The organism is Sphingomicrobium marinum (assembly GCF_026157105.1).
In the GTDB taxonomy this organism is placed as follows: Bacteria; Pseudomonadota; Alphaproteobacteria; order Sphingomonadales; family Sphingomonadaceae; genus Sphingomicrobium; species Sphingomicrobium marinum.
Genome location: NZ_JANPVQ010000001.1, coordinates 641,995 through 663,829 on the forward strand (window position 1 = coordinate 641,995; position 21,835 = coordinate 663,829).

General features: G+C 62.3%; 24 protein-coding genes and 2 tRNA genes. 3 read left to right on the top strand and 23 right to left on the bottom strand.

Annotation, left to right across the window (positions count from 1 at the left end; genetic code table 11):
- Positions 1-534 precede the first annotated feature (534 nt).
- The 4 genes from NUX07_RS03225 to NUX07_RS03240 form a co-directional block, all read right to left on the bottom strand.
- The gene (locus NUX07_RS03225; RefSeq protein WP_265528795.1) at positions 535-1,224 is read right to left on the bottom strand and encodes a flavin reductase family protein; all 690 of its coding nucleotides are present in this window, start codon (positions 1,222-1,224) and stop codon (positions 535-537) included.
- 40 nt (positions 1,225-1,264) lie between these two features.
- A complete protein-coding gene (locus NUX07_RS03230) occupies positions 1,265-2,074 on the bottom strand; it encodes a polysaccharide biosynthesis/export family protein (RefSeq protein ID WP_265528796.1) in 810 nt (269 codons plus the stop codon).
- An 83-nt stretch (positions 2,075-2,157) separates the two neighbouring features.
- Entirely contained in the window at positions 2,158-2,433 is a 276-nt protein-coding gene (locus NUX07_RS03235; RefSeq protein WP_265528797.1) for a hypothetical protein, read from the bottom strand.
- Positions 2,434-2,457: 24 nt separating this feature from the next.
- A complete protein-coding gene (locus NUX07_RS03240; RefSeq protein WP_265528799.1) occupies positions 2,458-2,715 on the bottom strand; it encodes a hypothetical protein in 258 nt (85 codons plus the stop codon).
- 398 nt (positions 2,716-3,113) lie between these two features.
- Between NUX07_RS03240 and NUX07_RS03245 the strand changes: the two genes are divergently transcribed.
- From NUX07_RS03245 to NUX07_RS03255, 3 genes are read left to right on the top strand one after another with little or no spacing between them, the layout of a single operon-like run.
- Positions 3,114-3,635, top strand: coding sequence for a gamma carbonic anhydrase family protein (locus NUX07_RS03245; protein ID WP_265528800.1), 522 nt, complete (start codon positions 3,114-3,116; stop codon positions 3,633-3,635).
- Between the two features lie 32 nt (positions 3,636-3,667).
- Positions 3,668-4,357, top strand: coding sequence for a pirin family protein (locus tag NUX07_RS03250; RefSeq protein ID WP_265528801.1), 690 nt, complete (start codon positions 3,668-3,670; stop codon positions 4,355-4,357).
- Between the two features lie 47 nt (positions 4,358-4,404).
- The gene (locus tag NUX07_RS03255) at positions 4,405-5,550 is read left to right on the top strand and encodes a hypothetical protein (RefSeq protein WP_265528803.1); all 1,146 of its coding nucleotides are present in this window, start codon (positions 4,405-4,407) and stop codon (positions 5,548-5,550) included.
- On the opposite strand, the gene NUX07_RS03260 is transcribed toward NUX07_RS03255, so the two are convergent.
- The 19 genes from NUX07_RS03260 to NUX07_RS03350 form a co-directional block, all read right to left on the bottom strand.
- Complete coding sequence (locus tag NUX07_RS03260) at positions 5,547-6,167, bottom strand: DNA-3-methyladenine glycosylase family protein (protein ID WP_265528805.1); 621 nt, start codon at positions 6,165-6,167, stop codon at positions 5,547-5,549. The genes NUX07_RS03255 and NUX07_RS03260 overlap by 4 nt on opposite strands.
- Positions 6,167-6,907 carry a 23S rRNA (guanosine(2251)-2'-O)-methyltransferase RlmB gene (gene rlmB / locus NUX07_RS03265; protein ID WP_265528807.1) on the bottom strand — a complete coding sequence of 247 codons (741 nt, stop codon included), beginning with the start codon at positions 6,905-6,907 and terminating at the stop codon, positions 6,167-6,169. The genes NUX07_RS03260 and rlmB overlap by 1 nt, the downstream gene beginning before the upstream one ends.
- 66 nt (positions 6,908-6,973) lie before the next feature.
- On the bottom strand, positions 6,974-7,477 hold the full coding sequence (locus NUX07_RS03270; RefSeq protein WP_265528808.1) for a hypothetical protein: 504 nt from the start codon (positions 7,475-7,477) through the stop codon (positions 6,974-6,976).
- A 17-nt stretch (positions 7,478-7,494) separates the two neighbouring features.
- Positions 7,495-8,193, bottom strand: a complete 699-nt coding sequence (gene phoB, locus NUX07_RS03275; protein ID WP_265530731.1) for a phosphate regulon transcriptional regulator PhoB — start codon at positions 8,191-8,193, stop codon at positions 7,495-7,497.
- 17 nt (positions 8,194-8,210) lie between these two features.
- Positions 8,211-8,936, bottom strand: a complete 726-nt coding sequence (gene phoU / locus NUX07_RS03280; protein WP_265528810.1) for a phosphate signaling complex protein PhoU — start codon at positions 8,934-8,936, stop codon at positions 8,211-8,213.
- Positions 8,929-9,711 carry a phosphate ABC transporter ATP-binding protein PstB gene (gene pstB, locus NUX07_RS03285; protein ID WP_265530732.1) on the bottom strand — a complete coding sequence of 261 codons (783 nt, stop codon included), beginning with the start codon at positions 9,709-9,711 and terminating at the stop codon, positions 8,929-8,931. Before pstB ends, phoU begins: the two co-directional genes overlap by 8 nt.
- Before the next feature lie 53 nt (positions 9,712-9,764).
- Positions 9,765-10,979 carry a phosphate ABC transporter permease PstA gene (pstA, locus tag NUX07_RS03290; protein WP_265528811.1) on the bottom strand — a complete coding sequence of 405 codons (1,215 nt, stop codon included), beginning with the start codon at positions 10,977-10,979 and terminating at the stop codon, positions 9,765-9,767.
- Between the two features lie 40 nt (positions 10,980-11,019).
- Positions 11,020-12,402, bottom strand: a complete 1,383-nt coding sequence (pstC, locus tag NUX07_RS03295; protein ID WP_265528812.1) for a phosphate ABC transporter permease subunit PstC — start codon at positions 12,400-12,402, stop codon at positions 11,020-11,022.
- A gap of 21 nt (positions 12,403-12,423) precedes the next feature.
- Complete coding sequence (locus NUX07_RS03300) at positions 12,424-13,461, bottom strand: substrate-binding domain-containing protein (RefSeq protein WP_265528814.1); 1,038 nt, start codon at positions 13,459-13,461, stop codon at positions 12,424-12,426.
- 135 nt (positions 13,462-13,596) lie between these two features.
- The gene (locus NUX07_RS03305; protein WP_265528815.1) at positions 13,597-14,613 is read right to left on the bottom strand and encodes a sensor histidine kinase; all 1,017 of its coding nucleotides are present in this window, start codon (positions 14,611-14,613) and stop codon (positions 13,597-13,599) included.
- A 9-nt stretch (positions 14,614-14,622) separates the two neighbouring features.
- Entirely contained in the window at positions 14,623-15,066 is a 444-nt protein-coding gene (locus NUX07_RS03310) for a hypothetical protein (RefSeq protein WP_265528816.1), read from the bottom strand.
- A 54-nt stretch (positions 15,067-15,120) separates the two neighbouring features.
- Positions 15,121-15,462 carry a hypothetical protein gene (locus NUX07_RS03315; protein ID WP_265528818.1) on the bottom strand — a complete coding sequence of 114 codons (342 nt, stop codon included), beginning with the start codon at positions 15,460-15,462 and terminating at the stop codon, positions 15,121-15,123.
- A gap of 49 nt (positions 15,463-15,511) precedes the next feature.
- Positions 15,512-16,069: a response regulator transcription factor gene (locus tag NUX07_RS03320; RefSeq protein ID WP_265528819.1), complete on the bottom strand. Its 558-nt coding sequence runs from the start codon at positions 16,067-16,069 to the stop codon at positions 15,512-15,514.
- A gap of 292 nt (positions 16,070-16,361) precedes the next feature.
- Positions 16,362-16,447 (bottom strand) — tRNA-Tyr (locus NUX07_RS03325).
- Positions 16,448-16,547: 100 nt separating this feature from the next.
- Positions 16,548-16,621: transfer RNA gene (locus NUX07_RS03330), tRNA-Gly, on the bottom strand.
- Positions 16,622-16,673: 52 nt separating this feature from the next.
- Entirely contained in the window at positions 16,674-16,997 is a 324-nt protein-coding gene (locus tag NUX07_RS03335) for a hypothetical protein (protein WP_265528820.1), read from the bottom strand.
- Positions 16,994-17,953: a prolyl aminopeptidase gene (gene pip, locus NUX07_RS03340; protein ID WP_265528821.1), complete on the bottom strand. Its 960-nt coding sequence runs from the start codon at positions 17,951-17,953 to the stop codon at positions 16,994-16,996. The genes NUX07_RS03335 and pip overlap by 4 nt, the downstream gene beginning before the upstream one ends.
- Positions 17,954-18,029: 76 nt before the next feature.
- Entirely contained in the window at positions 18,030-20,309 is a 2,280-nt protein-coding gene (locus tag NUX07_RS03345) for a TonB-dependent receptor (protein WP_265528822.1), read from the bottom strand.
- 153 nt (positions 20,310-20,462) lie between these two features.
- Entirely contained in the window at positions 20,463-21,833 is a 1,371-nt protein-coding gene (locus tag NUX07_RS03350; protein ID WP_265528823.1) for a glutamate--cysteine ligase, read from the bottom strand.
- Positions 21,834-21,835 lie beyond the last annotated feature (2 nt).

Genomic DNA, 21,835 nt, shown 5'->3' on the forward strand with positions numbered 1-21,835 from the left:
CGCACCAGTCGCTTTCGCACTTAAGTCGTCCTCCGTTCGAAGCGCGAACGGCCTCGCGCTTTTTCTTCGGTAGGTAAGACGAGCGGGATCGCCCGGTTCGACAGTGCGAGACCATGCGACTTCGTTTTCGACGCAGGCCAACTCCCCTTCGGTGTGAGAAACGTCAACAAGGAGTTGTTGCGCCTTTTTACGTGAAAGCGGTCTATTCGAAAGGGTATCCGCGCTGCGCGAACCGACCTTATGAACATGCAGCGAGGTGATGAGCGAATGAAGCGAGAAGCTCGTTTCGATGCGCACACGTTTCGTAGAATCTCCGCCTTTCGCGTGGCTTGCCTGGCTGCTCGCAGGAAAAGCAGCGACGTCCGAAGTGGGGCCGCAAGCGGTCTCTAAGCGGAAACACCGCGAACTATTTGCCAAATGGGGTAGAAAAAGGGGTAGATCGACTACTGAAGTCAAAACTCTCAATTTAAAACAATGCTTTACAAACGAAATGTGGGTCCTCTCCTGGGCACCAATTCTCTTCAAATCAGCGATCTAACGCTTGCCGCCGAGCCAGGCATGAAGTGCTGCGGCCAGCGTGGCGGCATTGTCTTTGCCAAGATCGGCGGGAGGGTGTCCGGGCAGCGTATCGGCAAGATCGCCGAGCAGGCTGCGGCCTTCTTCAGTAAGCGACCAATTTCCCGGCTCACCGCGGACAAGCCCTCGACCGGCCAAACGCGCCCAGGGTTCTTCTTCATCGCCCGGCTGGCGCGCGACGCGGCCATAATCACCGCCATGATAGATGAGCGGATCGGCTTCGTTCAAATCGAGATGTTCGACGTGACCCACGAAGATGGCGTGATCGCCGCCTTCATATTCGAATGCGGATTTGCAGCCGAAGCGGGCGGCATAGCCGGCGATGCGCGGCGCACCTTCGGGCCCGTCATCGCAAACGATCCCGTCAAATTTGTCGCGACCTGGCCGCGCAAAATGGCTGGACAGATTTTCCTGCCCCGCCGCAAGGACATGCACCGCCCAATATGGTGCATCGCGAAAGGCGGGGAGGCTGCCGCTACGCAGTGACAGGCTCCAGAGCACCAGCGGCGGATCGAGCGAAACCGAATTGAAGCTGTTGACGGTCAGCCCCACCGGGGCGCCGGAAGCATCGCGCGCCGTCACGATCGTCACGCCCGTGACAAAGCTGCCAAGGGCGCGGCGGAAGTGACCGGGATCGAGTACGCTCATGCCCCCCTGTTTAGCGGGGCCACACCGATATGGAAGGCCGTTAGAGGACCGGGACAAACGTACCCAGAGTCGGCACCGTCAGACGCAAGTCGCGCAAGAAGCGCGCGGTCGCGCTTTCGCCCACGACGACGATGTCGTTGGCGAAAATGATCGGGTCTTCCATCCGGCCGGAGCGGATATCCTTGAGATCGAACTTGGCGGCCATGCGCTGGCCCTGCGCCTGGCGAAACACGATGACCGTATCGAGATCCGCTGTGTCCGACGCACCGCGCGCCGTGGCAACAGCCTGCTGCAGGGTCAGCGTGCCAATGATCGGGTAGATGCCCGGCTGGCGGACGGCGCCGTCGATGGTGACGAGGTTCGCGCGCACCTCCACGATGTTCACGGCGACCTGGGGATCCTTGAGGTAACGGCCGCGCAGCTTGTCTTCGATGAGGTTGGCCAGTTCGTCGGGCGTCTTGCCGCCCGCCATCACGGCGCCGGCCAGCGGCATCGAGAAATTTCCGGCCGTATCGACCGTGCCCCTGCGGGTCATCTCGTCGACGCCAAAGACGGTGACTTCGATTTCGTCATTGGGGCCGATGCGATAGTCGGCAAAGCTGCTGGCGCGCGCCTGGACATCGGGCAACGGCAGCGTATCGGCCACGGTCACGGCGGACGAGTTTTCATCAAGATCGACTGATCCGGCGCAGGCTGAAGTAGCTGCGAGCACAGCAAGAATGGCAAACGGCTTGGACACGGTTACAGGCTCCATGAAATCGGGGGCAGCCAATAATGGCTGGTTGCGCGAAGTGAATGCCAGACTGTCGGGATAAATCAAGGGCTTGGCGACAGGACGAATGTTCAGCACGTGGCCGTTCGCACCCGGTTCTCCATAGAAAAAGCCCGGCTCGACAGGGTCGAACCGGGCTTTTTGCCTAGGATGCGTTTCGCTTAGGCGCCGCTGATCGGGCCACCCAGGAAATCGTCATCCGACGAATCGTCAGAATTGAAGATCGCCAGCGCGACAATGATGAGCACGCCTGCCATCACGCCAAGGATGAACAGTTCGTCATCGGCGCTGGCATCCATGTCGTCATGGTCGTCCAGCGAAATTGCGCTGGCCGAAACGGCGGGGATGGCGGCCGACGGACGGACCGAAGCCGAGGCACCCGCGATGGGCGCAACCATAAGGCTAAGCCCTGCGAGGGCGCTGAGAGTCTTCTTCACAATAATATCCTGACTATATCGAATTTAGGCGAGGCTGACGGGAAGATCGGAATCGTCTTCGTCGCTGAACAGCTCGATGATGCCCCAGATGATGAGACCAGCAGCGAGCAGGCCGATTACGACAGTGCCAGCATCCCAACCATAGTCGTCATCCTGCAGCGCAGCGGTCGAGCTGGTGGCGGTGACGGCGGGAACGGCAGCAGCCGGACGAGTGGCGGCACCGACAGGCGCTGCGACGAGTGCAGCAGCGGCAGTGGTGGCGAGAACCTTCGAAATAATCATTACTTAAAACCCCTCTTCATTGAGTCGAAGTCGAACTAACATAGGTGTGATAGCCGAGCAACCCTAACGCGGACCGCCCTTAAAGGTTTCTTTGTTTAAGAAATGCTGAATTTTCGCGATTTTGCGTGATGTGAATGCGCTGGAACGAGGCAAGGCTGCTGCGCTGCGACCAACCGTTACACAATTAATCCATATTGTTTTGCGGCACTTAGCTCGGAAAACCGCGATTTCCGTAGGAGAAATCTGTTCACATCGGCGCATTTCAGCCATTCTCTCCTTGCTAACCGATTGATTGCGACGAACGGCATCGGCAATTCGGTGAATCGTTGTGCGGTGCGGCAGGAAGGCAACAGTTCAGCCCGCTCGACCGCCAATCTTAAGTGGGGTAGACGACACAAATGCCGCTTTATCAACTCGATGGGACGTCGCCTTCGCTCGAATCGGGAGCATGGGTCGCGCCGAGCGCCGATCTCATCGGCGATGTCCGCCTCGGACCTCGCGCGAGCGTATGGTTCGGCGCGGTTATTCGCGCCGACAACACGCCGATCATCCTGGGGGAGAAGACCAACTTCCAGGATGGTGCCATCGGGCATAGCGATCCGGGCGCGCCGCTCACGATTGGCGCTCGGGTGACCGTAGGGCACCAGGCTATTCTGCACGGTTGCACCGTCGAAGACGAGGCGCTGATCGGCATGGGGGCACGCATCCTGAACGGTGCGGTCATCGGGTCGCAATCCATCGTCGGTGCGGGGGCCTTGGTGACCGAAGGCAAGACCTTCGCGCCGCGCAGCCTGATCGTCGGTTCGCCGGCCAAGGCGATCCGCACCCTTAGCGACGAACAGGTCGAAGCGCTCAAGCTGTCCGCCGCACATTATGCAGCGAAGGCCGCGCACTACCGAGACAAGCTCCAACCCAGTTGATCGCGCGCGCACGCGTACCCACATGCGCGTATATGATCGACATCCGACCCTTTGCTTCGCTTGGCGCGGCCAACCATGGCTGGCTCGACGCGCATCATCATTTCAGCTTTGCCAACTATCACGATCCCGACCGGATGGGCTGGGGCGCTATCCGCGTCTGGAACGATGATCGCATCGCGGCGAGATCCGGCTTTCCGCCGCACCCGCACCGCGACATGGAAATCGTGACCTACGTGCGCAGCGGCGCGATCACACATCAGGACTCGATGGGCAACAAGGGTCGCACGGGCGCGGGCGATGTCCAGGTGATGAGCGCGGGGACCGGCGTCACGCATGCCGAATATAACCTCGAGGATGAGGAAACCACGCTGTTCCAGATCTGGATCGAGACCGACAAGCCCGGCGCGCCGCCGCAATGGGGCATGAAGCCATTCCCCCGGCAAGCGCGCGACGGCAGTTTCCAGCTCCTCGCCAGCGGCGCGGATGACGGCTCGCTCACCATCTATGCCGACGCGCGGATCTACGGCGCGATCGCCAAGCCCGGGACGCCGGTCACGTTTGACGCCGATCCGAAGCGCCACCTTTATATGGTGCCGTCGGGCAGCATCACGGTGAACGGCAAGCCGGCAGAAGCGCGCGACGGGATCGCCATCACGGGCGAGGAAAAGATCGTCATCGAGGCCGATGAAGAGGCCGAACTCGTCCTCGTGGATGCCCGCTAGGTCGATAAGCGCTTGCTTTTGCGGCACTTTGCGGCATGGAACCTGCCATGAAATCTTTGAGCGGCATGGTGCTGGCGGTAATGCTGGCGCTGGGTGCGAGCGCGGCCCACGCGCAGCAGCCCACGAATACGGTAGAAGCCATTCCCCCCGGCGGCGCGGACCTGAGCCCGTCGGTGGGGCCTGACGACCTGCGCGATTTTTCATTGGGCGGCGATCAGCCCGCGCAGCAACAGCCGGCGCCCGCACCTTCGACCCGACCAACAGCTACGCCGCCCGCCGCGCGGCCTGCACCGACGCGACCGGCCCCCACGCAGCCGAGCGCGCCAGCGCCAAGCCAGACGCAAGCGCCGCCGCCCGCAGTCACGGCACCGCCATCGGCGCAGGGGCAGGTAGAACCTGAAGTTATCGACCGCGCGGATGAAAGTACGACGCTGTCGCCCTTGCCGCCGATATCGGAAGCGCCGATCGATGCTGCCGATCAGCCGACCCGGACGATCCGCTTGCCGGGCGATGCCGCCGCGGAAGAGACCCCGTGGTGGCCGTGGGCGCTGGGGCTGGCCGCGCTGCTGGGCGGGGCGTTCTTCCTGTTGCGCCAGCGCCAGCAAAAGGCTGCATTTGCGGGTGTGCCGGTCGAGGAGACCCCTGCGGCGCCGTCGCCGGAGCCAGCGCCTGCGCCGACGTCAAAACCTGCGCTCGCGCCCGCTGCAATTGCCGATGCAAAGAAACCCGAATTTGCGATCGACTTCGCGCCGATCCGCGCCAGCCTGTCGGAGAACGAATTCGTCATCGATTATGCGATGACGCTCTCGAACAAGGGCGAAGCGATGGCGCGCGACGTGTCGATCGATGTCGCCATCGTGATGGCCGGGCATGAGCAAGAAGAGCGGATCGGCAAGTTCGTTTCTCATCCGCCGGCAGATCGCACCATCGCGGTGCAGGCGTTGAACAGCTTCGGGCAGGCCCCGCTGCGCGGATCGGTGCGGTTGTCTGGCCCCGATCTGACCGCGATCAATGTCGACGGTCGCCAGCTGATCCTGCCGACGCTGGTTTTCCTGCCCCGCCACCGCGACGGCAAGGCCGATCCGATCCGCTTCGTCGTTGGGCGCAAGCCGCAGGGCAGCGACAAGCTTGCCCCGATGCGCGGCGATCTGGGCCCGCGCGTCTGGCGCGATCTGGAAGCGCGGCGCGCCTAGCCCAAGGGCGGCGCGTTGTAGCTGTGCCAGGCGAGGATGGCGGCGGCCCCGCGATGCGGTGACCATGGCTCGGCCCATTCGCGCACCAGCTTTTCGGGCGGGCGTTCTTCGCGGTTCAGGAGACGCCCCAGCTCGACCTGCACGGCAAGGTCGCCCGCCGGGAAGACATTCTTGCGGCCTTCCGAAAAGAGCAGGTATATTTCCGCCGACCAGCGGCCGATGCCCTTGATCTTGGTAAGCTCGGCGATCGCCTCTTCATCGTCTTCGGGCAGGCTCTGGAAGCAGACGTCGCCGGCGCGCACGAGCGAGGCGAGGCTGCGGCAATAGCCGGCTTTCTGGCGCGACAGTCCGGCCTCGCGCATCGCGTCGTCATCGGCGACGCACATCGCATCGAGATCGGGATCGGCGCCGAACTTGTTTTCTAGCTTGTTCCACATTGAATTTGCAGCGGCGACGCTGACCTGCTGGCCGACGATCGTGCGCAGCAAGGTGATATGCCCCGTGGGGCGAACGCGGGGTTCGGGGCGGCCATAGGTTTCCATCGCCCGCGCGAAGGCGGGTTCGACGCTGGCGATATAATCGAGGCTGTCGTCGAGGCTCGTCTGCGTGGTGACCATCAGGCGATGCTCGCGGCGTAAAGCGCCACGGCGGCGGCGTTGGAAACGTTGAGGCTTTCCATCTGGTCGGTGATGGGCAGCTTGGCGAGCGCATCGCAATGATCGCGTACATTGGCGCGCATGCCGGGGCCTTCGGCGCCCAGCACCAGCGCGACTTTTTGGGGCCCGAGCGCTTCGGCAAGCGTCGCGTCGGCTTCACCGGCAAGCCCGATGCGCCAGAAACCGGCTTCGGCCATTTCATCCATCGCGCGGGCGAGGTTAACGACACGGACCCACGGCACGGTTTCCAGCGCGCCGCTTGCAGCCTTGGCGAGCGCACCGCCTTCGGGCGGGGCGTGGCGGTCTTGGGTAACGATGGCGATGGCCCCGAAGGCCGCCGCCGAGCGCAGGATCGCGCCGACATTATGCGGATCGGTGACCTGGTCGAGGATCAGCAGGATCGACTTGTCGGGCGCTTCGGCCAGCACATCGCCGAGCCAAATATCCTCAAGCGGTTCGCATTCGATGACGACGCCCTGGTGCGGCGCATCGGCGGGGACGAGGCGGGCCAGATCGGGCGCCTCGGCATGGACCACCGCGACATCGCTCGGAAACTGCATGAAGTTCGCCGCCTCGCGCGTCGTCCAGGCCTTGAGCACCTTGCGATCAGGATTATCGAGCGCCGCCGCGACAGCATGCTTGCCCCAGAAACGAGGCCGATTGGGGTTCGACCCCCCGCGATTTTTGCGTTTGCGTGCCATGGGACGACTATTGGTTTAATGGCGAGGATACGGCAAGCCTCGCCGATGCCACTGAGATTGACCTCACTATTTGTATCGGTGGGCCTCAGCCGGATCGACAATGTAGCCATCCTCTGTCCGAATGAGATCGCGCGTCAAAGGAATAGCGCCAGTAGGCATGATTGGGAGCGAAAGTGTTTCTGGGAACTCCGATTTGACGTTCTTCATGAGATCGTTTCGAAATCGGGTAGACCTTGATGGGTCTTCGCCTTTCGGAAAACTCATCCAAACTCTTCCAAGCCGATCCTCAAAATCCATAGCCGACATCATAATCTCATCGTCATTCTCGCCACGCCAAATCGAAGCGTTGAAAGAGATACGCGACACTTGCGACATTACGTCCAGGTCGGTCGAAGATGCAGCATCCAAATGAAAGCCATGATTCTGAGCTGTATTCTCAAAGATTGTGTGGAGCCGCGCCTTATCATCGGCCGATGGCACATACACCTCGTAGGCTGCCACGGTTTCAGCTGATTCTGGCTGCTCAACAATGTCGCAGGCCGTTAAAGCAATGGCGGCCAGCGGGATCAAACTAAGGGCGGACCGACTCAGCTCACCGTCTCCGCATCGAGCGCGTAGCCCGCACTACGCACCGTCCGAATAACATCCGGCCCGCCATGTTCGTTGAGCGCCATGCGCAAACGGCGGATGTGGACGTCTACGGTGCGTAGTTCGATATCCTCGCTGTGCGGCCAGACTTTCTCGAGCAGCTGCTGGCGCGAGAAGACGCGGCCGGGATTTTCGAGGAAGTGGCGCAGCAGGCGATATTCGGTCGGGCCCAGCTGGATCGACTTGCCGTCGCGCTTCACGCGGTGCGCGGCCAGATCCATCTCGATACCACCATAATCGATATTCTCCGCCGCAATGGCGGGGCGCACGCGGCGCAGCACCGCGCTGGCGCGCGCGACCAGTTCCTTGGGGGAAAAGGGCTTGGTGATATAATCGTCGGCGCCGGTTTCGAGGCCACGGATGCGGTCATCCTCTTCGCCGCGCGCGGTCAGCATGATGATCGGCAGGTTGGCGGTCGGGCCCTTGCGGCGCAGGCGGCGACATACTTCGATGCCGCTAATGCCTTCGATCATCCAGTCGAGCACGATGAGATCGGGATTGATTTCCTCGCACAGGATCAGCGCTTCTTCGCCATCGCCGGTGCGCGTCACGTTGTAGCCGGCGCGTTCGAAATGATAGGTGATGAGGTCGGCCAGGGCGCGATCATCCTCGACCAGCAACAGGTCCTTTTTCTGCATGGTGGTCGGTTCGCTCATCATTCCCCCTCGCTTGATGGCCTCTTGTTGAAGCGGTCGGTCAGATATTCGCCCGTCGCGGCGTAATGCACCATCTCGGCGATGTTGGTGGCATGGTCGCCGACACGCTCGATATTCTTGGCAATGAACATGAGGTGCGTGGCCTGACCGATATTCTGCGGGTTCTCCATCATGTGCGTCAGCAGCGTGCGGAAGATGGAGTTGTAGAAATCGTCGACCGCGCGATCGCGTTGGTGGACGCGGATGGCCGCTTCGGCATCACGCTCGATGAAGGCGTTGATCGCATCGTGCAGCATCTCGCTGGCGATGCGCGCCATTTCGGGCATCAGCGACAGGGGTTCGATATGCCCGCTCTCGATGTCGATCTTGTCGACCCGCTTGGAGATGTTCTTGGCATAATCGCCGATGCGTTCGACAACGCTGGAGATTTTCAAGGCGGCCACGACGTCGCGAAGGTCGGCCGCCATCGGCGCGCGCAGCGCCAGAATCTGGATTGCGCGGCGCTCGGTCTCGACCTCGAGCTGGTCGAGCTTGGCATCGCTTTCGATAACGCGCTGGGCGCCTTCCAGGTCCTTGGTCGACAGGCAGCGCATCGCCTCGCGGATCTGGTGTTCGGCAAGCCCGCCCATCTGGCTGATGAGCGCGCGGACGCGGTTGAGGTCCTCGTCGAAGGCCTTGAGGGTGTGCGCCGCGATATGCGGTTCGTGGGGATCTCGTTCAGCCATAACGTCCCGTGATATAGTCCTGCGTGCGCTGCTTGCGCGGGTTGGTGAAAATGTCGCCGGTCTTTCCGTATTCGACCAGTTCGCCGAGGTGGAAAAAGGCGGTGCGCTGCGACACGCGGGCCGCCTGCTGCATGTTGTGGGTGACGATCGCGATGGCATATTTGCCGCGCAGTTCGTGGATCAGCTCCTCGATCTTGGCGGTCGCGATCGGATCGAGCGCCGAACAGGGCTCGTCCATCAGGATCACCTCGGGATCGACCGCGATGGCGCGCGCGATGCACAGGCGCTGCTGCTGGCCGCCCGACAAGGCGGTGCCGCTATCGTCGAGACGGTCCTTCACCTCGTCCCACAAGCCGGCGCGCGTCAGGCTCTTTTCGACCACGTCGTCCATTTCCGCCTTGTTGCGGGTCAGGCCGTGGATGCGCGGGCCATAGGCGATGTTTTCGTAGATCGACTTGGGGAAGGGGTTGGGCTTCTGGAAGACCATGCCGACGCGCGCGCGCAGCTGGACCACGTCCATCGCGTTGGAGTGGATGTCTTCGCCGTCGAGCTCGATATCGCCGGTGACGCGAGCGATCGGGATGGTGTCGTTCATGCGGTTGAAGCACCTGAGGAAGGTCGACTTGCCGCAGCCCGACGGGCCGATGAACGCGGTCACCTTGTCGTCGAAGATATTGATCGAAACGTCCTTGATGGCGTGCTTGTCGGCGTACCAGACATTGACATTGTCGGCGTACATCTTGGGCGTTTTCCCGGCGTCGATATCGTCGGGCATGGCCGGGACGGCAGGGTCGTCAGTGGTGATCGTCGTATCGTTCATTTCTATACCTACCAGCTGCGCTCGAAACGGTTGCGCAGGTAAATGGCCAGTCCGTTCATCAATAGCATAAAGATGAGCAGGACGATGATGGCGGCGCTGGTCTTCTCGACGAAACCGCGATCGACTTCATCGGACCAGAGGAAAATCTGCATCGGCAGCACGGTGGCGCGATCGGTGATGCCCGAGGGCGGCGAGGCGAGGAAGGCGCGCATCCCGATGAGCAGCAGCGGCGCGGTCTCGCCCAGCGCGCGGGCCATGCCGATGATCGTGCCGGTGAGAATGCCGGGCAGCGCCAGCGGGAGGACGTGATGGAACACGACCTGCACCTTCGACGCGCCCACACCCAATGCCGCGCTGCGGATCGAGGGCGGCACCGCCTGGATGGCGTTGCGTCCCGCGATGACGATGACCGGCATGGTCATGAGCGCCAACGTGAGGCCGCCGACCAGCGGGGCCGATCGCGGCAGGTGCATGAAATTGAGGAACACCGCGAGGCCGAGGAGGCCGAAGATGATCGAGGGCACGGCAGCCAGGTTGTTAATCGAGACTTCGACGATGTCGGTCCAGCGGTTCTTGGGCGCGAATTCCTCAAGATAGATGGCCGCCAGCACCCCGATGGGAAAGGCTAACGCCATCGTGACGAGAATGGTCAGCAAGCTGCCGATCAACGCGCCCCAGACGCCCGCCGCACTGGGATCGGTCGCATCGGATGCGGTGAAGAAGGTCGAATTGAAACCGCGCGACAGGCGGCCTTCGCGCTCGAGCCGTTGCACCAGCGCTTCGGATTCGGGATTGCCCTCGCCGGTGGCGGCAAGATGGACGTCGCTCGACACCGGCAGGTCCATCGTCAGGGTGCCGACGAGAATTTCCGGATCGTCGAGAATCGCCTCCTGCAGCGTCTGCCGCGCGCCGGTCGAAAAGAGACTGCGCGCGTCTGTGCCGTATTGTTCGACTGCAGCGTCACGCATTGTCGCATCGAGGCCTGAATTGACGATGATGCCCATCGCATCGTCGCCGTCGAGCGAGGCGGGATCCACCATCATGTCGCTGGCCGCGAAGTTGATCGTGAGCGGCGCTTCGGTGCGGAAGAACCCGCCGGCGCCATTGCTGATCATGGTGATCAGGAGGAACGCCAGGAACGCTACCGAGATGGACACCGCGGCAAAGCCGAAGAACTTGAAGCGGCGCTCGGCGGCGTAACGCTTTTTGACGAGCCTATCCATGGACCCGTCGGTCCACCGGCTGCGGGCGGAGCGGGCGGAGTCAGTCATAAGCTTCCCGATACTTACGCACGACGCGCAGCGCATAGAGATTGAGGATCAGCGTGATGACGAATAGCATCAGGCCGAGCGCAAAGGCGGCGAGCGTCTTGGCGCTGTCGAATTCCTGGTCACCCGTCAGCAGCTTGACGATCTGCACGGTGACCGTGGTCACGCTTTCGAACGGATTGACGGTGAGGTTGGCGGCGAGCCCCGCGGCCATCACCACGATCATGGTTTCGCCGATGGCGCGGCTGACCGCGAGCAGGATACCGCCGACAACGCCCGGCAGCGCGGCGGGCAGCAGTACGCGCTTGATCGTTTCCGAGGTTGTAGCGCCCATCGCGAGCGAGCCGTCGCGCATCGAGCGCGGCACCGCGGCGATGCTGTCATCGGCCATCGAGGAGACGAACGGGATGATCATGATGCCCATGACAAGGCCGGCGGCGAGCGCGCTTTCCGAACTGGCGCTCGAAATGCCCATGGCAACGCCGACATCGCGGAAGAAGGGGGCCACCGTGATGGCCGCGAAATAGCCGTATACGACAGTCGGGACGCCGGCGAGGATTTCGAGGATCGGCTTGAGCCATTTGCGCACCCGGCCCGGCGCATACTGGGTCAGGTAGATTGCGCTCATCAGACCGAGCGGAATGGCAACGATCATCGCAATGATCGCGCCGATGAAGATCGTGCCCCAGAACAGCGGCACCGACCCGAACGCGCCGGACGAGCCGACCTGGTCGGCACGGATCGCGGTCTGCGGCGACCACTGGGTGCCAAAGATGAATTCCGCGGGGTTTACCATGCTGAAGAAACGCAGCGTCTCAAACAGGAGGGAGAGCACGATGCCAAGCGTGGTCAGGATGGCGATCATCGATGCTGCGATCAGCACGCCCATGATCCAGCGCTCGACCGCGTTGCGCGCGCGAAAACTGATGCCGGTCTTGCCCATCGAGAAGAAGAGCCCGACCAGCGCCATCACCAATGCGATGCCCGAACCGAGCAGCGTGTAACGCATTCCGGCCGCCTCGAAGATCGGGGCGAGGCCGCGTGCCTGTTCGTTGAAGGCAACGCTCGTGGTCCCGTCCGCGAAGGCGCGCGCCTCGTTGATGATCGCTTCGCGCTGTAGCGCCGAGTCGGGCAGCATTTCGCCCTGCGGGCTGAGAAGGACTGCCTGCTCCACCAGCCCCGCCTGGATCGGTGCCCAGATTGCGAGGAAGAAGAGAGCAGGCATTACCGTCCACAAGAAGACGAAGACGCCATGGTAGCCCGGCAGGCTATGCAATGACGTCCCGTCCTTGCGGAAGGTCTTGGCGCGCGAACGAGCATAGAAGCCCGCCAGCGCGCCAAGTACTGCAATGATGAGTGCAGCTAGTCCAAGGGTCATGATGACGTGTTTCGTCTTTCCCTAGTTGAGCTGCTCGGCGGTGAGCTTCGTGCGGCCATCGACCGCCGCGTCCGCACCCGCGCGGCCTTCATCGTTGAGCGGCACGAGGCCACGTTCGCGCAAGAGGCCACCGGGCTGCCATGCCGCCTTGTAGGCGTTCATGAAATCCAGCAGCGCGGGCTTCACCGCAATGTGCTGATCCTTGACGTAGACGTAGAGCATGCGTGCGCCCGGATATTCGAGGCTCGAGATCGAGTTCTCGTCCGGCGTCACGCCATCAAGGGCGAGCGCCTGCAGCTTGTCGGTATTTTCTTCGAAGAAGCTGTAGCCGAGAATGCCGATCGTGCCGGGGTCGTTCGAGACCTTCTGAACCATCAGGTTGTCATTCTCGCCAGCTTCGACGAACACGCCGTCTTCGCGCATCTTGCTGCACACTTCGGCGTGACGGTCTTCATCGACTTCCTCAAGCGCGGCCATTTCCGGATTGCGGTCGCAGCCCACTTCCATGATCAGTTCGACGAAGCTGTCGCGCGTACCGCTCGTCGGCGGCGGGCCGAGGACGCGGATCGGCTTGTTGGGGAGCGACGGGTCGATGTCCGACCAATTCATCGCGGTCTGCTCTTCGCCATACGGGTTGGCCGCGAGCGCCTCATAGACCTGCTGCAGCGTCAGCTCGAAGGGCTCTTCGCTGGTCGCCTGGATCAGCGTCAGGCCATCGATGCCAATCGGCAGTTCGATGATGTCGGTGACACCAGCGGCCTGGCAATCGGCGAATTCGCTCGGCTTCATGCGACGCGAGGCGTTGGCCAGATCGGGAAGATCGGCGCCAAGGCCTTCGCAGAAAAGTTTCATCCCCGAACCCGTGCCGGTCGATTCGACGATAACGCTGACATCGGGGTTGGCGCGGTCGAACTGTTCGCCGACGGCGGTGGTGAAGGGATATACGGTCGACGAGCCGACGGCCTTTATCGAGGTGGCGGCGGCGTCGCTGCCGCTATTGCCACCACTGCAAGCAGCGGCAAGCGCGACGAATGGAAGCGCGAAAAGCAGCTTCATCATTATGTTTGCTCCTTGAATTTCTTCTGCCCCAGTATCGCTCGGGCCCGTGAGCGCCCTAGCGGGCCGTGCCACTGCCTGTGTGACGCTGTGATTGCAGTTTCATGACACCAGCCAAGCTTTTTCGTGACCGCGGTCCTAGGGCCCGATGCGCGTGGCATCGCGGGGCAGCGGAAGATCCACCGTGACCCGCGTTCCCGCCCCCGGCGCCGAGGCGATATCGAGCGTTCCGCGATGGCGCTCGACGATATGTTTGACGATGGCGAGCCCGAGCCCGGTGCCGCCTTTTTCGCGGCTACGCGCGGCATCGACGCGGTAGAAGCGCTCGGTCAGTCGCGGCAGATGTTCGGGCGCAATCCCGTCGCCATCATCGCGAACCACGAGGCGCACCCGATCGCGAGTGCGCGCCACGCTCACCTCGACGGCGTTGCTCGTCTCGTTGCAGCCGTAGCGGATGGCATTGGCGATAAGATTGTCGATCAGTTGTTCGATTTGCGCCGTGTCCGCGGTGATCGGCGGGATATCGCTTTCGACATCGAGTGTGATCCGACAATCGCGGCGCTGCGCCAGCTCGGCGAGATTGTCGACGGCATCGGCGGCAACCGCGCCAAGATCGACCTTGTCGCGCGGCGCCACGAAGCGATGCGATTCGATACGCGACAGGCCCATGAGGTCTTCGACGATTTGCAGCATGCGCTGCGATTCCTGGCGGATGGTCTTGGCAAACTTGCGCCGCAACTTCTTGTCGCGCACGGCGTCTTCGGCGAGCGTTTCGGCATATCCCATGATGGTCGCCAGCGGCGTGCGTAGTTCATGACTGGCGTTGGCGACGAAATCGACGCGCATCCGCTCGGCAGCGCGGGCGGCGGCGCGATCGACCAGCCTGACCAGCATGTCGTGATCGCCGATCGGCTGCACGATGACGTGCCAGGGTCGCTCGGTCCGGCCGATCCCCTCGACGTCGATCTCCGCAGCTTCGCGTTGCTCGAGAAGTTCGAGTACTTCGGGATGGCGGATCGCGAGGCGGATATCGGCATCGACGATGCGCTGGCCCAGCAGGTCACGGGCGACGATGTTGGCGGTCTTGATCCGCTGGCCGTTGACCACGAGCAGCGGGTCTTCGAACGCGTCCAGGATGGATTCGGCGATGCCCATGGGGCCGCCCTATACTGACGCGGCGTCCGATTCCAGTTGGGTTTGGCGAAGGCGCTTATGGCCTCGCCACGTGCCGATCGCCAGAATGAACAGGATCGGGTAACTCCAGAAGACCAAGGCTGCCCCATAGGCCTGCGGCAGGAGGTCGAAGTTGATGGTCTTGAACAGGTGGCCGAAGGTCGTCGTCAATTGCAGTCCGGCGATCCACAGCGGCCAGAAACGCTTCGTATGCAGCGCTACCCAGACAAACCCCAGCAGCATTGTCGTATCGACGATAACAACGCCGAGTTCGATACTGTCATAGCGTTGTTCGAGGGGCGATATCAGGAATTTGGTGGCCAGGACTCCGGCGATGCACATCGCCGCGACCAGTCGTTCCTCACGCCCACCGCGCAAAAACGCGTAGGCGCAGATGATGGCCAGTACAGGCACAAAGATCGATGGTCCCAGCATTGCTCGTTGTTATCGGGCCATGACCGTGCATGGCCCGATAAGCATCCTCCTCGTTTAGGCGACGACGCGCAGTTCAGCGCTACCGGTCGGCGGGCATTCTTCGGCGTCACCGAAGCTGGTGGTGCGCAGGCCCGGTACTTCCTGCTTGGTGGCTTTGAGAATCTGGTGCGCATCGGCCATGCCGCCGCGTGCTTCGACCAGTCCGTTGAGCGCAGCGGCAACCTTGGCGAGCGCTTCATGACCGGTTCCCGTGGCGACGCGGGCGGTGGCGCGGGCGCGGATCATGCGGCCCTGCAGCTCTGCCAATTCCTCGAGCGCGGTTTCGATCGTGTCTTCGACAACGCGGATCTGGGTGGCGACTTCGTAGGCGGCGTTTTCAATCTGGTGCTTGCGCATATTTAATACTCCCAATGGTTGGGAGCCTATTAAACGATGGATGCGGCGATCAGCTTCCCAGCAGCCGCGCAAGGCTTTCCAATCCGGCGAGATACATGCCGGCGGAAAATGCGGCGCCAATCGCGATCAAGACGATCCAGAGCAATCGCGTTGCGACGCTCATTTCGTTGCGGGGACGGCTCCCTGTTGCAAACGGCAGTGGCAGGGAGAACCGGGACGCCGTGACGTCCTGCTCGGTTTGAGACGCCCCGAACCCGGAACTCCCTGCGTGGCCAGCGTGCCGAATCTGTGTGCCGGCCACAGCCTCCAAATGGGCGGGATCCGTGGTTTCGGGAATGTACGATGTTTGATGTATCAACCGTTGATATGGGCCTTCCACCGCCTCGACCATGCGGGCAGCTTCGGTTCGGCGCGAGACGCCCAGGGTTTGCAAGGCGATGCGGATGCGCTGATCGACCGTATGCGGAGAAATATCCAGCTCTGCGGCGATTTCCTTGGACGACATGTGGTTGGCGACGAGGCGAAGACAGTCAAGCTGCCCATCGCTGAGTTTTCCAACCCGCGCTGCTGCTTCGCTATGATCTTGGCACTCGGCCATCATGGTCATCCGTATCTTCCCATGCACACAACGCAACTCAACACCCGAAAGTGCCAATTGCGATAAAACGGGTAATCCCCCTTGGCCATCGTTCTACGGCAATTATCCGATTCGGGCCATGCGCCAAATTTAACCGGCATATAAACTTCGATAACCTTACAACGCTGCAATCGAACAATTTGTGCCAACACGGCGACCAAATGTCCGTATTGACGGCTGTGTCTAGCCTTGCCGTTGGGGCAACAATGTGGCGGAGCCGCATCGCGCTTAACGCGTGCTGATCGAGCTTGGCGCGAGGTGGTGGTGGACAGGGCTGGATTCGAACCAGCGTACGCTTGCGCGGGCAGATTTACAGTCTGCTGCCTTTAACCACTCGGCCACCTGTCCACAGATGTAAGGCAGGCGCGCCATTTGGCGGGCCGCGCCGCGACTGTCAACCGCTAGAAGTAAGGACGGCTGATGCCGCTGCCCTACAGATCGGTTTTGGTGGAGCGGGTAGCGGGAATCGAACCCGCATATTTAGCTTGGAAGGCTAATGTTCTACCATTGAACTATACCCGCTCACAGGCGCGAGGCGCGGCTTTGCCAAAGCTGGGCCGCCGGGTCAACGATTTCAGTCGGCAAGCGTGACGAGCAGGGCAATGGCAGACGCGCACAAACTGAAGGCAATCAACAGGATGAGCGGCACGGTGTAGCGCGCATTGTCCTGGCGATCGAGCTTGTTGCGGCCCTTCTCGGTAAGGAAAAAGTGACCCTTGCCAGTCTTCTCGACAAGCCCGTGTTTAATCAGGCCGTCAAAGATCTTGCCCTTGCCGCCATCCGGCCGCTGGTAGGCAGTCGCGGTGTCGCGCCGGGTGGCGCCCGCTTCGCGCAGCTCGGTCATGATTGCCTTTTGCGTGGCCGCGATCTGCGCGGCGACGATGGCGCCGGCGTTCATCGATCCTTCCCGGCGAAGTGATCGGTCGCCCTGATGAGCCCGTCGAGGATGCCGGGCTCGGAATAGAGATGTCCGCCGTCGGGAACGATATTGAGCTCGACCTCGGGCCAGGCCTGCTTCAGTTCCCAGGCTGAGCGTGGCGGGGTGCAGCTGTCATGGCGCCCCTGCACGATCACGCCCGGAATGTGACGGATCCTGTCGACATTGGCGAGCAGTTGGCCTTCATCGAGGAAACAGTTGTGGCGCATGTAATGGTTTTCGATCCGTGCCATCGCGATCGCCTGGTGCGGATCGTCGAAATGGGCAAGCGTCTCCTCGCTCGGTAGCAGCGTCACGGTGACGCCTTCCCACCGCGCCCAGGCGCGCGCGGCTTCCAGCTTCTTGTCCTCATCGTCACCGGTGAGGATATGATGGAAAGCGGTGATCGGGTCGTCGCGGCCGTCTTCGGGCAGGACGGCGAGAAATTTCATGAACTCGTCGGGGTATATTTCCGACGCGCCCTTTTTGAAGAGCCAGTCATATTCATATTGATCGCCGAAAAAGATGCCGCGCAGGATGATTTCGGTGGCGCGTTCGGGATGCGCCTGGCTGTAGGCGAGGCTCAGCGTGGATCCCCAGCTACCGCCAAACACCTGCCATTTTTCATGCCCGCACATTTCGCGCAGCTTCTCGATGTCCGCGATGAGGTGCTGGGTGGTGTTGTTCTCGAGGCTGGCAAACGGCGTCGAGCGGCCGCAGCCGCGCTGTTCGAACAGCAGGATATCGTAGAGTTCGGGATTCCACTGGCCGCGCTGGCCCTCGCTGATCCCGCCGCCGGGGCCGCCGTGAAGAAAGACGGCCGGCTTGGCGCCCGGCGTCCCGACGCGTTCCCAATAGAGGCTGTGGCCGTCACCGACATCGAGCATACCCGTCTCATAGGGTTCGGGAGAAGGGTAAAGCGTACGGCGTTCGGTCATGTTGGCTCCGGCAAATGAAAAGGGCGGCGCTTGCCTAGCGCAAGCACCGCCCCTTTGCGAGCCTGTGTGGGAGCGCCTAGAACTTGACGCCCAGTTCCACGCCGAAGATGCGCGGTTCGTTGACGAAGGCGGTTAGGTTGTTGAAGTCGATCCCGCCGACCGCGCTGACATCGTTGGTGATGTTGCGGGCGAAGACGGCAACGTCGAACCGGTCGGTGCGATAGCCGAGGCGCAGGCCGCCTTCGACAAGGCTATCATCCGAGAATTCGACGCTCTCGTAAAGGAAGAACTGGATTTCGGAGCGATAATACCAGTCGGTGAAGGCGTATAGATCGCCATTTCCGAGCGGATATTCGTAGCCGAGCGTCCAGTTGGCCGTCACTTCGGGCGCCTGCGGCAGGCTGTTGCCGTCAATCGAGAAGATGGCGGGCGCGAAGCCGGCCGCCGGGACGAGCTCGGGATCGAGCACGGTGCAGGGCGCGCCGCATCCGGCAACGCCAAGGCCCGGGCTATCGATCTCGGTATCGTTCCAGCTGAGGCCCGCGGTGAGCGTCAGCCCGCGCACCGGCTCGGCATACAGCTCGGCTTCAAAACCCTTGCCGATGACCTGCTCGGCGTTGAGCAGCGTCGTGAAGTTATTGCCGCCGCCGACCGCGGTAAGCTGCAGGTCTTCGGTGGTGAAGACATAGCCGCCGAGGTTGAAGCGGACATTGCTGTCGGGGATTTCGGTCTTGACGCCGAATTCGTAGCTCATCGTGTGTTCGCTATCGGCGATCGAGATGTCGCGGCCGAACAGCAGGCGACCCTGGATCGACGGCGCGCGATAGCCGCTGGCGACGCGGCCGTAGAGATTGACCTTGTCCGACAGCGCGTAGGTAGCCGACACGTCCCAGGTCAGCACATCGTCTTCGACAGTGGTGCTGATCGGGGCGACCGGGCCGCCAAAGCCGAGGAAGCCCGGGCGATTATCGACCGGGCGCGAGGCGACGAAATCGCGTTCGTCATGGTTGTAACGCGCGCCGGCCTGCAGCGTGAGATCGTCGAACTCGTAGCTGAGCGAGCCGAAGATGCCGAGCGCGGTCGACTGCTGCTCCTGCAGCGCGATGGCCGAAGGGGTAGTGTCGGTCGGCGTGCCGAAATCGAAGCTCGAAATTTCGAGGTCTTCGTTGAAGTAGAAGATGCCCGCCTGGTAGCCGAGGCCGCCATCATTGTTGGAGGCGATGCGGACTTCCTGGGTGAACTGGCCGAGCGAGGGGACATTGTCCTGGCTCTGCGCAGAGAAGGGGATGAAGCCCGGGCCCATGACGGGAGCGAAGACGTTGCCAAAGCCGCCGTCGATATCGCCGCGGCTCTCGAGGCTGCCGCCCCAGTAGCTGGTGACCGAGTAAAGCGTCACGGGGCCAAGATCGACGTCGACGTGACCCGCCACGTTCCAGTTTTCGAGCTCCTGGAAGTTGAGACCGTCGGTCCATACTTCGTCGATGTCGAAGTCGCCGCCATCGATACCGATGAGCTCGTTCGAGCCAGTCGCGAGGGCGTTGGCCCGGAAGATGCGGGCGGAGCCTTCCTGGTTGCGATACTGGCCGACGAGGCGGATGCCGACAGTGTCGGAAGGATCGAACTGCAGCTGGGCGCGCAGCGCGATGTCGTCATAGCCTTCGAGGTCGTTGTCTTCGGGCGTCGCGACATTGTCGATCCAGTCGTCGCGGTGCTGCCACAGGCCCGAGACGCGCAGCGCGGCGCTATCGCCAAGGTCGGCGCCAAGGCCCGCTTCGGCATTGATCGTGTTGTAGGTCGCCCAGCTGACACGAACGAAATTATCTGCCGCGCCGCCCGGGCGCGCAGTATCGAACTTGACGATACCGGCCGGCGTGTTGCGACCGAACAGCGTGCCCTGCGGCCCGCGCAGAACTTCGATGCGATCGAGATCGAAGACCGGAAAACCTTTCAGGATCGGGTTTTCGAGGACGACTTCGTCATAGACGAGGCTGACCGGCTGCGAGGCATTGAGGTCGAAATCGGTATTGCCGAGGCCGCGAATGTAGAAGCGCGGGAAGGTGCGGCCGAACGAGCTTTCGACGTTGAGGCTGGGGACGCGCCCGGCGAGGCCGCGAACGTCCGCGCCGCCAGAGCTGATCGCGGCAAGCGCATCGTCACCCACGGTGCCGACCGAGATCGGCACGTCCTGAAGGTTCTGCTCGCGGCGCTGGGCGGTGATGATGATGGCGAAATCGTTATCGCCGGCATCCTGGACGGCGGTGTCGTCGTCGCTGGTGGCCTGCGCATAGGCAGGGGCGGAGAAGGCCATCGCGGTTGCGAGGGCGGTAAGCGAACAGATTGCGGTGGTGCGGCGCATCTTTGAATCCTCGGTCAAATTTTCAGGATCGCGAAGCGACGGACCCCCCGCACTTCGTCGATGCGGCGGCGTCTAATCTGACCGACACTGGAGTCAACGCAGATTCGTCAAAGATGTGAAATGTTTAACAGCCTGTGTCGGCGATGCGACAGATCAGAAGCTATAGTGTTCGTAGACCGGGGCGACGCTCTCGTTCCATTCGCCATGATAGGCGTCGAGCAGTCGGTCGGCGGGTGTCTTGCCGCTCGCCACGATCTCGCGGAGCGGATCGAGAAAGCCGGTTTCATTATCGCCCGAGCTGTTGAGCCGGGCGCGCGTGGTGAGCCCCGCTTCGGCAATGTCGAGCACGGCGCCTGCAAATTCCTGCATGGACCGGCCATCGGGGACGGTTGCCTCGAGCGCCAGTTTGGGAACCGAAGACCGTAACTCCTCGCGCTCTTCGATGGTCCAGTCCTTGACCAGATCCCATGCCGCATCGAGCGCGTTCTGGTCGTAGAGCAGCCCGACCCACAGCGCGGGCAGTGCACAGATGCGGCTCCACGGCCCCCCGTCGGCGCCGCGCATCTCCATGAAGCTCTTCAAGCGCACTTCGGGGAAGGGCGTCGACATATGGTCGAGCCAGTCGGCCATCGTCGGCGTGTCGCCTTCGAGGCCTTCGAGCTTGCCTTCGAGGAAGTCGCGAAAACTTTTGCCCGCGACGTCGTGATAATCGGTGCCGCGCATCACGAAATACATCGGCACGTCAAGGACATAGTCGCACCAGCGTTCGTATCCGAACCCGTCTTCGAAGACGAAGGGCAGCATGCCGGTGCGATCGGGATCGGTGTCTTCCCAGACATGGCTGCGGAAGGACTTGTAGCCGTTGGGCTTGCCTTCGAGGAACGGCGAATTGGCGAACAGAGCGGTCGCCACCGGCTGGAGCGCGAGGCTGGCGCGGAACTTGAGCACCATGTCGGCTTCGCTCGAATAGTCGAGGTTGGTCTGGATGGTGCAGGTGCGCTGCATCATGTCGAGCCCGAGATTGCCCTTGTTGGGCATGTAGCGGCGCATGATGCCGTAGCGTCCCTTGGGCATCCATGGCAGTTCGTCGCGTGTCTTGTCGGGCCACATGCCGAGGCCGAGGAAACCCAGATCGAGTTTTTCGCCGACCGCCTTGACCTGATTGAGATGGCGACCGGCTTCGGCGCAGGTCTGGTGGAGATTGTCGAGCGCGGCGCCCGACAGTTCGAGCTGGCCCGACGGTTCAAGGCTGACCGTGCCGTCAGGGCCCGTCAGCGCGATGATCTTGTCAGCCTCAATGACCGGCTTCCAGCCGAAGTCGGTCAGCGCGGTCAGGAGATCGCGGATGCCGCCTTCTTCTTCCCAGCTCGGGGCGCGGTGATCCTCGATACGATAGACGAACTTCTCGTGCTCGGTGCCGATCTTCCAGCGGTCCTTGGGCTTTTCGCCTTTCTCGAAGACGGAAAGCAGGTCGGCGCGGCCCTCGATGGGCGGGCTTTCGCTGGTATCGGTCCGCGTCGTCATGC

Excerpts from the sequence above, each read along its gene's own strand:
- NUX07_RS03225 (WP_265528795.1), bottom strand. The coding sequence starts at position 1,224 with ATGAGCGTACTCGATCCCGGTCACTTCCGCCGCGCCCTTGGCAGCTTT.
- NUX07_RS03240 (WP_265528799.1), bottom strand. The coding sequence starts at position 2,715 with ATGATTATTTCGAAGGTTCTCGCCACCACTGCCGCTGCTGCACTCGTC.
- NUX07_RS03245 (WP_265528800.1), top strand. The coding sequence starts at position 3,114 with ATGCCGCTTTATCAACTCGATGGGACGTCGCCTTCGCTCGAATCGGGA.
- NUX07_RS03250 (WP_265528801.1), top strand. The coding sequence starts at position 3,668 with ATGATCGACATCCGACCCTTTGCTTCGCTTGGCGCGGCCAACCATGGC.
- NUX07_RS03255 (WP_265528803.1), top strand. The coding sequence starts at position 4,405 with ATGAAATCTTTGAGCGGCATGGTGCTGGCGGTAATGCTGGCGCTGGGT.
- NUX07_RS03260 (WP_265528805.1), bottom strand. The coding sequence starts at position 6,167 with ATGGTCACCACGCAGACGAGCCTCGACGACAGCCTCGATTATATCGCC.
- rlmB (WP_265528807.1), bottom strand. The coding sequence starts at position 6,907 with ATGGCACGCAAACGCAAAAATCGCGGGGGGTCGAACCCCAATCGGCCT.
- phoB (WP_265530731.1), bottom strand. The coding sequence starts at position 8,193 with ATGCAGAAAAAGGACCTGTTGCTGGTCGAGGATGATCGCGCCCTGGCC.
- phoU (WP_265528810.1), bottom strand. The coding sequence starts at position 8,936 with ATGGCTGAACGAGATCCCCACGAACCGCATATCGCGGCGCACACCCTC.
- pstB (WP_265530732.1), bottom strand. The coding sequence starts at position 9,711 with ATGCCCGACGATATCGACGCCGGGAAAACGCCCAAGATGTACGCCGAC.
- pstA (WP_265528811.1), bottom strand. The coding sequence starts at position 10,979 with ATGGATAGGCTCGTCAAAAAGCGTTACGCCGCCGAGCGCCGCTTCAAG.
- pstC (WP_265528812.1), bottom strand. The coding sequence starts at position 12,402 with ATGACCCTTGGACTAGCTGCACTCATCATTGCAGTACTTGGCGCGCTG.
- NUX07_RS03300 (WP_265528814.1), bottom strand. The coding sequence starts at position 13,461 with ATGATGAAGCTGCTTTTCGCGCTTCCATTCGTCGCGCTTGCCGCTGCT.
- NUX07_RS03305 (WP_265528815.1), bottom strand. The coding sequence starts at position 14,613 with ATGGGCATCGCCGAATCCATCCTGGACGCGTTCGAAGACCCGCTGCTC.
- NUX07_RS03310 (WP_265528816.1), bottom strand. The coding sequence starts at position 15,066 with ATGCTGGGACCATCGATCTTTGTGCCTGTACTGGCCATCATCTGCGCC.
- NUX07_RS03315 (WP_265528818.1), bottom strand. The coding sequence starts at position 15,462 with ATGCGCAAGCACCAGATTGAAAACGCCGCCTACGAAGTCGCCACCCAG.
- NUX07_RS03320 (WP_265528819.1), bottom strand. The coding sequence starts at position 16,069 with ATGACCATGATGGCCGAGTGCCAAGATCATAGCGAAGCAGCAGCGCGG.
- NUX07_RS03335 (WP_265528820.1), bottom strand. The coding sequence starts at position 16,997 with ATGAACGCCGGCGCCATCGTCGCCGCGCAGATCGCGGCCACGCAAAAG.
- pip (WP_265528821.1), bottom strand. The coding sequence starts at position 17,953 with ATGACCGAACGCCGTACGCTTTACCCTTCTCCCGAACCCTATGAGACG.
- NUX07_RS03345 (WP_265528822.1), bottom strand. The coding sequence starts at position 20,309 with ATGCGCCGCACCACCGCAATCTGTTCGCTTACCGCCCTCGCAACCGCG.
- NUX07_RS03350 (WP_265528823.1), bottom strand. The coding sequence starts at position 21,833 with ATGACGACGCGGACCGATACCAGCGAAAGCCCGCCCATCGAGGGCCGC.